Source organism: Nitratidesulfovibrio sp. 1201_IL3209 (assembly GCF_036763125.1).
Classification (GTDB): domain Bacteria; phylum Desulfobacterota; class Desulfovibrionia; order Desulfovibrionales; family Desulfovibrionaceae; genus Cupidesulfovibrio.
This window is the reverse complement of sequence record NZ_JBAIYT010000071.1, coordinates 1-1,024: the sequence shown is the minus strand read 5'-3', so window position 1 is coordinate 1,024 and position 1,024 is coordinate 1. Positions and strand designations below refer to the sequence as shown.

The window sequence follows — 1,024 nt, the reverse complement described above, 5'->3', positions numbered from 1 at the left end:
TGTAGAGTGTCAACAGGTTGTTCCCCGTTGCGCTAGTCGTTCTGCCGGAGTTCTGCCCCCAAGGGCAGAATGGGGGCGGAGATTGTTGTAACGGTGGAGCCATCGGAAAAGAGCCTTTGTTCGTATGTCGGAGTGGGGGTATGCTACGGCATATGCCCACTCTTTCAATGCTGTCCTGATGAAACGTTCTGCCTTGCCATTGGTCCGAGGCGTGTACGGACGGGTGCGAATATGCTTGAGACCAAGATCACGGCACGCTGCACGGAACAACCTTGAGACGTAGCAGGGGCCATTATCGGTCATGATGCGTTTTACGACGATGCCCATCTGGCGGTATCGCCCGATCAGGAACCGTAAGAACGCCACGGCGGAATCAGCGCGCTCGTCGGACATCACCAGTGCATGAGCCATGCGTGTGGCATCGTCCACGCATACATGCACATATTCCCAGCCAACACCGCGTTTGCGGTGGCGTTGGTCGCCTGTAATGCGATGGCCGACCCCGATGATCCGCCCCAGTTTCTTGATATCCAGGTGCAGTAAATCGCCCGGCTGCTCCCAGACATAGCGTCGCGCCGGTACTCGCGCCTCAAGGCGCGAAAGCCTTTCCAGCCCCATCCGGCGCAACGCACGATAGATTGTGGCCCGATTGTGATTCAGTTTCCTTGAAATGGCATCGCCCGTCATGCGGCGCTGCCGCAGCGACCGTACCTCGTTCAACTGAACCTCGCCAAGAAGACTGCGCAACTTGTGCGGCCGCGAAGAGCGGTCCCTCAAGCCGTCAGCGCCTTCGGCCCGATATCGCGCCATCCATTTCCGAACGGTTCGGGGACTTATGCCGTAGCCGTGGCTCACGTCCCCAAGGCGCTCCCCGGAAAGCACGCGGCGGACCATTTCCTCTCGACCGCGAGGCGTCAATTTGGCATTGCTGTGCATGTTCACCCGGTTTCTTGGCGGTTGCTGTTGCTTGGTAACTCCAGCTTACCGGCCAGATTCCGGGTGAACAACCTATCGAAACACTACA

General features: G+C 58.5%; 1 protein-coding gene. It reads right to left on the bottom strand.

Annotated features, from left to right (window positions below; translation table 11 throughout):
* Nucleotides 1-9: 9 nt before the first annotated feature.
* Nucleotides 10-942 (bottom strand): IS481 family transposase, encoded by a 933-nt coding sequence (locus tag V6B97_RS17060; protein ID WP_442935505.1) that lies wholly within the window; start codon nt 940-942, stop codon nt 10-12.
* Nucleotides 943-1,024 lie beyond the last annotated feature (82 nt).